At 45.0% G+C, this 8,536-nt stretch carries 8 protein-coding genes; all 8 read left to right on the top strand.

What is annotated here, in order from left to right; all coding sequences use genetic code 11:
• The first annotated feature begins 237 nt into the window (after positions 1-237).
• Complete coding sequence (locus tag ACG95_RS14615) at positions 238-501, top strand: AbrB/MazE/SpoVT family DNA-binding domain-containing protein (RefSeq protein ID WP_048000483.1); 264 nt, start codon at positions 238-240, stop codon at positions 499-501.
• 187 nt (positions 502-688) lie between these two features.
• A complete protein-coding gene (locus ACG95_RS10585) occupies positions 689-1,450 on the top strand; it encodes a CPBP family intramembrane glutamic endopeptidase (protein ID WP_048000482.1) in 762 nt (253 codons plus the stop codon).
• 194 nt (positions 1,451-1,644) lie between these two features.
• Complete coding sequence (locus ACG95_RS10580) at positions 1,645-3,396, top strand: ABC transporter ATP-binding protein (RefSeq protein ID WP_048000481.1); 1,752 nt, start codon at positions 1,645-1,647, stop codon at positions 3,394-3,396.
• Positions 3,396-5,183, top strand: a complete 1,788-nt coding sequence (locus ACG95_RS10575) for an ABC transporter ATP-binding protein (protein WP_048000480.1) — start codon at positions 3,396-3,398, stop codon at positions 5,181-5,183. The genes ACG95_RS10580 and ACG95_RS10575 overlap by 1 nt, the downstream gene beginning before the upstream one ends.
• A gap of 35 nt (positions 5,184-5,218) precedes the next feature.
• Complete coding sequence (locus ACG95_RS14915) at positions 5,219-5,350, top strand: hypothetical protein (RefSeq protein ID WP_272946176.1); 132 nt, start codon at positions 5,219-5,221, stop codon at positions 5,348-5,350.
• A gap of 332 nt (positions 5,351-5,682) precedes the next feature.
• On the top strand, positions 5,683-6,552 hold the full coding sequence (locus ACG95_RS10570; protein ID WP_048000479.1) for a DUF3737 family protein: 870 nt from the start codon (positions 5,683-5,685) through the stop codon (positions 6,550-6,552).
• A complete protein-coding gene (locus tag ACG95_RS10565; protein ID WP_048000478.1) occupies positions 6,542-7,717 on the top strand; it encodes a MalY/PatB family protein in 1,176 nt (391 codons plus the stop codon). The genes ACG95_RS10570 and ACG95_RS10565 overlap by 11 nt, the downstream gene beginning before the upstream one ends.
• Before the next feature lie 188 nt (positions 7,718-7,905).
• Positions 7,906-8,499, top strand: a complete 594-nt coding sequence (locus ACG95_RS10560; protein ID WP_048000477.1) for an NADPH-dependent F420 reductase — start codon at positions 7,906-7,908, stop codon at positions 8,497-8,499.
• Positions 8,500-8,536 lie beyond the last annotated feature (37 nt).

Below are 8,536 nucleotides of genomic sequence, written 5' to 3'. Positions count from 1 at the left end.
CCATCAACACCCAATATTGTAGAACCATAATTAGCTGCGGTTAATTAGACGAGGTCGGGATAAATATTCCCGGCCTTTTTTGTTGTATTTAGAAAGTGAATACAGCGGGGAGTATTGGTTTAGCACTGGGAATATGGCGATAAAAAACGATTCGGATAAATGTGGAAGTCTTAAATTGATTTACGTCGCTATACTATATAGTTAAACCGAAGAAATATAAAAAAGGGAGAAAATAGCATGTCAATAAGTCGAGTGGAAACGTATCTTACTAAGTTAGAATGTTCCAACATGGTAAAGATTCCGAATGAAATTATCAAACAATTAAATTTAGCTGACAATCAGGAACTAACAATTAATGTTCTAGGAGATTCCATTATCCTGACGCCAATTAAGAGGCAAGCAACTAACATTCATGAGTTGTTTGATAACTGGCAAGATGATGGATTACGCGAACATGAGTCTGACTGGGGAGAATCTACTGGAAACGAAATTGGGTGGTAACTTCAATTCTAAGTCCTGGTTAACGCATAACCGCTAAAAAGTGACGTTAATAACTAGTTAGCTAAGAAAGAACTTGCTGGTGCTATACTAAACTAACAACTGCTTTTTCAGTAAGTACGATTAACAAACAACAGATTGTAATCGCTTACTGGATTTGGCAGCGAGTTTAATTAGCGGGGGCGGAGTCATGTTAACTAAAAAGAGAAGTCTTTACGGGGTTTTAATCAGTTTTTGTTTAGTACCAGTTATTTTGCTGTTTTTGCCATACTTAATTAGTTTTGCTGTTCCAGAGCGTTGGGGACAATTTGCAGATGATCTAGCGATTGTGGTTATTGCACTGCTATTGAACCATTATCTGTGGCATATTGATATTCACTTTTTCAATCGGCATCACTCGTGGTATCAACTATTGCAATGCTTACCAGCGTTGTTATTTTTAGTGTTTACAAGGATTGGTTCTTGGGGTGCTATGGATAAAGGGATGCTAACGATTCGAGTACTCTTAACCGTGCTGTTTGTGGCGCTGGCTGAGGAGCTGGTTTTTCGGGGATTATTGATTCCACTAAGCTTAACGTTAACGAATAATCGTCGTTTCTTGGCCGTGGTCATTAGTAGTGTTGGTTTTGCCGTTGCACACTTGGTAAACCTTGTGCACATGGCGCCTTCAGTAGTCGGCTTACAACTGTTACTTGTCTTTTCAACTGGCATGCTGTGGGGCGCCGTGTACTTGACGACCCATAACTTGTTGTTGACGATAGTGCTGCACTTTTTTGATGATCTGCCATTGTTTGCAACTAAAGCAGCTGGTGGCTTCGGTTCATTCAGTAGTCATGAGATGTTGATGATTTCAATTATATATCTAGGGATTGCCGCTGTTTTTAGTTTAATTGCTTATCTACAGTTGCGGTTAGCACGTGGACGCGATGGTCAGCTCAAGATTGACCAGTAGTCGTGAAAGATCGTTAAGTTAGAACCAGCAGAATGGTGTTGGAAATATGGGCACAAGCCCTAATTAACGTCAGATTGTAACCTTAATAAAGTTTGCCATCGATTCTGTAAACATATCATTTAGAGCCGCCCAATAACTATGGTAGTATTAGTGGTTGTCTAATTAAATTTTAATTAAATTATGGGAGGTGCGCTTTGAGCATATTTTTGAAGCTAGGCTGGTATTTCCGTCGCGAGTGGAAACTGTACTCGGCGGGGGTACTCGGTCTTATTTTGACGGCAATTATTGGGATTGTCCCACCACGGATCATTGGTGACGTGGTCGACGGGATCAATCAACACAACTTGACGGCGCATTCGCTATTCGTGTACTTAGCCATTATTGCGGCAGCGGCGATCGGGCAATATTTGACGCGTTACCTGTGGCGTAATGCTATCTGGGGTGGTGCAGCTGGGCTCGAGCGTACCTTGCGTGAACGCCTATTTTGGCACTTTATGAAAATGGACGCGACCTTCTATCAGAAGTACCGAACCGGTGATCTGATGGCGCACGCGACGAACGACTTGACTGCCGTTGAACGGGTGGCTGGTGGTGGTATCTTACAGTTTGCCGATTCAATTATTACCGGGGGGACCACGCTAATTGCGATGATGATGCTAATCGACTGGCGTTTAACATTGATTGCGGTCGTACCGTTTCCATTGTTAGCGGTCGTTTCCCGTTATCTAGGCAAGAAGATTCACGTGGCCTTCCGTGCCTCCCAAGCGGCCTTTTCACGGCTGAATAACAAGGCTCAGGAAAGTATCAGTGGGATTAAAGTCATTAAGGCACTCGGGCAGGAAGAAGCTGACGTGGCAGACTTTAATCAGCAGATTGATGAGACGATTAAGATTAACCGCCACGTCAATCGCTTGGATTCCTTATTTGATCCGGCTATTACCATTATTATTGCGGTGTCTTATGCGGCAACGATTATTCTTGGTGGGCTTTACGTAACTAATCACATCATCACGATTGGGAACCTAGTTTCGTTTGTGACGTATTTGGGCATGATGGTCTGGCCGATGTTCGCCGTCGGAATGCTATTCAACACGATGGAACGGGGTAATGCGTCGTATGATCGGGTTATGGAACTCTTGAATCAGAAGAGTGCGATTGTTGACTCTAAAAATGGACTTGAACAACGGCCACAGGGAGGTATTCAGTATCAAATCAACCAGTTCAATTACCCTGATGACACTGGTACAAGTCTAAATAATGTAAAATTTGAACTCAAGGCCGGACAGACATTAGGAATTGTTGGCCGGGTCGGTGCGGGTAAATCAACCGTTATGAAGCTGATTCTGCGGGAGTTTGATAACTATGATGGTCAGATTAACTATGGTGGTCATAATATCAAACAGTACGCGCTGGATAGTTATTTGCCAGCAATCGGCTACGTGCCACAGGACAGTTTCCTGTTCTCCAACACGATTCGCGAAAACATTCGCTTTGCGGATCCCCGTGTCAGTCAGGAAGTTGTTGAAGCAGTCGCCGCAAAGAGTGATCTGGATGGTCAAATTGCCGGGATGCCAGAAGGCTATGATACGCAGGTCGGTGAGGAGGGTATCTCACTATCTGGAGGTCAACGGCAACGGTTAGCCATTGCGCGGGCTCTATTGATCAATCCCGAATTATTGATCTTAGATGATTCACTGTCAGCGGTCGACGCCGAAACTGAAGCGGAGATTCTAGCTAACTTGAAGGCTGAACGAGCAGATAAAACGACGATTATCGCGGCTCACCGGCTCAGTTCGGTGATGAACGCAGATGAAATCCTCGTGTTAGATGCCGGTCACGTTGCGGAACGTGGGACGCACGCGGAATTAGTGGCGCAACATGGCTGGTATCAGCAGATGTTTGACCAGCAACAGTTGGAGACTAAAGTGGAAGGGGCGGTGCAATAATGGCAGAACGTCAATCGGTTTGGGCCAAGAGTATGCCCGTCAAAGAACAATTAACGGTTATTCGGCGATTATTGCCGTATGCTAAGCCTTTCAAATGGTTCTTCATTGCCACCATTGTCTTCTCTGGCTTGATCAGTGTGGTCAATATCTATTTACCACGGATCTTACAAACGTATATTGATCGTTATTTACGGACAGATCACGCAACGGTAGCGATTATGTGGTACTTTGCTGGGCTGTATTTCTTCGGTATGATCGTGCGTGCTTTGATGCAATTCATGCAGAACTATACGAGTACGATGGGTGCTGAGTACATGTTGGAAAATGTTCGTCGACAGATGTTTGCGAAACTTCACCGGATGGGCATGCGGTACTTTGACCAAGTTCCTGGTGGCTCGATCTTATCACGCTTAACCAATGATACGATGTCATTTTCCAATTTCTGGGCACTGTTCAATACGTTATTCACGGCCTTTTTTGCGGTGATTTCATCAGTGATTGCCATGTATCTGTTGGACGGCACGATTGCTTCTTGGTTACTGATCTTTATGCCGTTCTTAGCGGTCACGATTTGGTATTACCAACGCTATAGTTCCCGGGTTTATCGCCGGATGCGTGAACGACTCAGTGAGTTGAATACTAAGCTCAGCGAGGCGATTACGGGGATTAGTGTCATTCAACAATTCCGGCAGGAGCACCGTATCAACGATGAATTCGATCATACCAACGATGCGTATTTCAAGACGCGACAAGCGATGATTCGGACTAACTCACTGTTGCTCAGCCCACTAATTGATTTGTTTTACGCGTTGGGGACAGTGATGGTATTAGGCTTCTTTGGTGTTCGCGGGCTTAACGGCTACGTGGGTGCTGGGGTTGTGTACGCCTTTATCACGTACCTGAATAATTTCTATAACCCAATGACTCAGATGATGGATAATCTCTCGGACTTTCAGGATGGGGTCGTAGCTGGTTCACGGGTTCTCCGTGTGATGGATGACCCGACGATTGCACCAGCACAACACGCTGATCCTACTGCTAAGATTACGCGTGGTAAAATTGAATTTCGTCACGTAACGTTTGCATATGATGGCAAACACCCAATCTTGAATGACGTGTCGTTCGTTGCTGAACCCGGACAGACGATTGCTTTAGTCGGTCAAACAGGGAGCGGTAAAACTTCGACGATCAACGTCCTGATGCGTTTCTATGAATTCCAGTCAGGCGAAGTGCTGATCGATGACCGTGATATTCGTGAGTATCCGGCAGAGGAGTTGCGCCAGAAAATGGGCTTGGTGCTGCAAGAACCATTCATGTTTTATGGTGATATCAATTCCAACATTCGGATGTTTAACGAGCGGATTTCTGATGAACAAGTTCGTGAAGCGGCAACTTTTGTTAAGGCGGACGACTTCATCAATAAATTGCCTGAAAATTATCAGTCACGGGTGATCGAACGGGGTGCCAGTTATTCTTCTGGTCAACGCCAATTGATCTCGTTTGCACGTACCATCGTTACGGATCCTAAGATTCTGATCCTTGATGAAGCGACCGCTAACGTGGATACGGAAACCGAAGAGATGATTCAGACTGGTTTGAATCGGATTCAAGAGGACCGAACGACGATTGCCATCGCGCACCGGTTGTCGACGATTCAAAATGCTGACCTGATTTTAGTGCTCAATCAGGGGCAGATCGTCGAACGTGGGACTAACGATGAGTTGTTGCAGCAACACGGTTATTATTACGACATGATTCAGTTGCAAAATTCTGCTCACGTTGAATAATTGTGGTAAGCTTGGCACCAATGAGGTGATGAGTGATGCGACGGAAACTATCTGGAATGATGCTACTAGTAACGATATTTGGTACCTTGCTGAGACTTGTCAGCGCTTGGTTACGTATTAAATATCAAGCACCTAAAAAGATGAAGATTAAAGTTAAGTTGAAGTGAAGATACCGGTTAGCCATGTTAGATGGTTAGCCGGTATTTTAGTATCTGGATAGACGCATTAGAAGCAAACAGTATGATACTTATTGAAACTAATTGGTGAGTAACTATACGAGATAGTAATACTTGATTATGCAAACTAGGAATTTTACAGATGGCGTTTAACGCGGTTAAATAGTGGAGTGCCATGCAGAAATAACTGAAATTGATTCTTGGAAATAACCTAAATGACCGTTCGAGCTAACTATTTGACTTAAAGTTAACTTTAAGGTTTACACTAGCCGTACACATTATTAATTGGTGTGGTTTAACAACAAAGGAGCTATTAAATTAAATTGAAAAAACTAATTGAGCAACAATACCTAACCGGTGAACGGGCACTGTTTAAGGCCCACGATTTACAGATTACGAACACAACTTTTGCGGATGGCGAATCGCCATTGAAAGAGAGTCGCAATATTTCTTTAGAACAACCGATCTTCAAGTGGAAGTACCCCTTGTGGTATAGCCAACACGTCACGGTCGATCACGGGCTATTTGCAACCATGTCGCGGTCTGGTATTTGGTACACCAAGGATATTACGATGACCAATACGACGCTACAGGCACCTAAGTTATTCCGGCGTGCGAGTCAGATCAAGTTAGAACACGTGCACTTTGCGGATGCCGAAGAAACGCTCTGGAATTGCAAAGATATTGAAATGACGGACGTCCAAGCTACTGGTGATTATTTTGGGATGAACAGCGAGAATATTCGCATCGATGGCTTTAACCTAGTGGGTAACTATGCGTTTGATGGTGCCAAAAACGTTGAGATTCATAATGCCACGATGATGACCAAGGATGCGCTATGGAACTGCGAAAATGTGACCGTTTATGATTCACAGATTGTTGGCGAATACCTCGGCTGGAACTCTAAAAACATTCGCTTTGTAAACTGTACGATTGAGAGCGAACAGGGGTTATGCTACATGGATAACGTCACTTTGGAAAACTGTACGTTACTAAATACTGACCTAGCATTTGAATACTGCAGTAATATTGACGCGGACATCGTTTCAACGATTACGAGTGTGAAGAACCCCATTAGTGGTCGCATTCACGCACAAGCAATTGGTCAGATTATCATGGATGATTCTGAGATTGATCCGAGCCAAACCGTCATCAGCGTTGAACATGAAAGCCGTGCACCCCATGCCGTTTGATTTTGAAACTGTTGTTGACCGACGTCACACGAATTCGGTTAAGTGGGACGTTGCGGACAACGAATTACCAATGTGGGTTGCTGATATGGACTTTCAGACGGCACCGGCAATTACCGAAGCGCTGAAGAAACGGGCTCAATTTGGAATCTTTGGTTACGAAGAGGTTCCTAAATCCTATTACCAAGCAGTAGCTGATTGGTGGGCAACTGAACATGATTTTCGACCACAACTGGACTGGTTGATGTTTTGTACCGGGGTCGTGCCCGCAATCTCATCGATGGTACGTAAAATGACGGCGCCAGGCGATAATGTATTGGTTCAGGGACCGGTCTACAATATCTTCTACCACTCGATTGAAAATAACGGTCGGCACACGCTAGCAAGTGATCTGGTTAACCATGACGATGAGTATTTGATTGATTGGGATGACCTTGGAGCTAAGTTAGCTGAGCCACTGACGACGATGATGATTCTCTGTAACCCCCAAAATCCGATTGGTATCGTGTGGTCACGAGAAACGTTGCAGCGATTGGGAGAATTGTGTCTGAAGCATCATGTATTAGTTGTTGCTGATGAGATTCATTGCGATCTAACCTTGAATGGGCAGGCATACACGCCATTTTCGTCATTGAGTACGGAAGTCGCGGCCAACAGTATCAGTTGTGTGTCGCCTAGTAAGACGTTTAACGTGGCGGCACTCCACGCAGCAACGCTGATTATTCCTGATGAAAATGTGCGAGCGTTGGTCAGCCGGGGAATCAATAATGATGAGTTAGCTGAACCTAATTCATTTGCGATTCCGGCTAGCATTGCGGCTTATACGCAGGGACATGAGTGGGTCGCTGCGTTGCGGGAGAAGCTGGCGGCCAACCAGCGACAGGTCCAACAGTTTTTAACGATCGAGTTACCGGAAGTTAAACTGATTGAAGCACAAGCGACTTATCTATTGTGGTTGGATGTTAGTCAAGTGACGACTGACAGTACTGATTTAGCAACGTTTGTACGTGCACAGACGGGACTGTTCTTATCTGCTGGCGAAGTCTACCGTGGCGATGGAAAACGGTTCTTACGGATGAACGTGGCGTGCCCGACTAGTGAATTGACGGATGGACTGAGTCGGTTGAAAGCTGGGATTGAGGCTTATCAAGAGCGTAATCAGATTTAGGTAGGCATTGCTATCTGAAAAAAAGACGATTGTAAGTCTGTTATAGATTGGAAGAGACGTAAAACACCTAACTTTGCGTCTCTTTTTAATTGATAAAATTTTGGAATAGGCATATTAAGTGCATCCTTAAGACCTTTTGCGCTATTATCAACTATAAGCAAGTAGTGATTAAGAAAGCGGTGATGATAATGGAAATTGGAATTGTTGGTGCGGGCACGGTGGGGTCCGTGTTAGCCAAAACTTTTGCACGCGGTGATAATCAAGTGATGTTGAGTCGGCACAGTGGTGCGGCTAGTCTGGCACCGCGCCGGTCAGAATTTGCGAATAACGTAACGTTTGTTGAAGTTGAAACGGCTCTGCAACAGCCACTCGTAGTCATTGCCGTGCCATTTGGACAGGCGCCGGCAGTCTTACAGCAAGTTGCTAATTATCAGCAACGAATCGTGGTGGACGTTACGAACCAGTTTACGGCTGATTTTAAAAAGATTAAAACGGCGCCATTGACGGGGAGTGAAGTGCTAGCACAGGCTGCTAACAATGCGCGAGTAATCAAGGCATTCAACACGATTCCACCGGACTTTATGGATGGACACGTGGATGGCCCAGGCCGGCGCGTGCTCTTCTACGCGGGCGACGATGCGGCGGCGAAAAAGGAATTTGCGGCACTCGTCAAACCACTCAACTTTAGACCGGTCAACCTGGGTAAACTACGGCATGGTGGCAGTGTGATGCAGGTCGGTGGTGGCCTCGGGAATACACATTTTGTGCAGATAGATGAGTAAGAGTGTTTCAAAAGCCGGGTAGTTGCTGAGCATAGCC

It is taken from the genome of Lactiplantibacillus herbarum (assembly GCF_001039045.1).
GTDB lineage: Bacteria > Bacillota > Bacilli > Lactobacillales > Lactobacillaceae > Lactiplantibacillus > Lactiplantibacillus herbarum.
Note: the sequence above shows the minus strand (reverse complement) of the source record. Positions and strands in the feature narration are given on the sequence as shown.

Bases quoted from the DNA above. Each gene is read 5' to 3' on its own strand.
- ACG95_RS14915 (WP_272946176.1), top strand. From the start codon at position 5,219: ATGCGACGGAAACTATCTGGAATGATGCTACTAGTAACGATATTTGGT.
- ACG95_RS10560 (WP_048000477.1), top strand. From the start codon at position 7,906: ATGGAAATTGGAATTGTTGGTGCGGGCACGGTGGGGTCCGTGTTAGCC.
- ACG95_RS10575 (WP_048000480.1), top strand. From the start codon at position 3,396: ATGGCAGAACGTCAATCGGTTTGGGCCAAGAGTATGCCCGTCAAAGAA.
- ACG95_RS10565 (WP_048000478.1), top strand. From the start codon at position 6,542: ATGCCGTTTGATTTTGAAACTGTTGTTGACCGACGTCACACGAATTCG.
- ACG95_RS14615 (WP_048000483.1), top strand. From the start codon at position 238: ATGTCAATAAGTCGAGTGGAAACGTATCTTACTAAGTTAGAATGTTCC.
- ACG95_RS10585 (WP_048000482.1), top strand. From the start codon at position 689: ATGTTAACTAAAAAGAGAAGTCTTTACGGGGTTTTAATCAGTTTTTGT.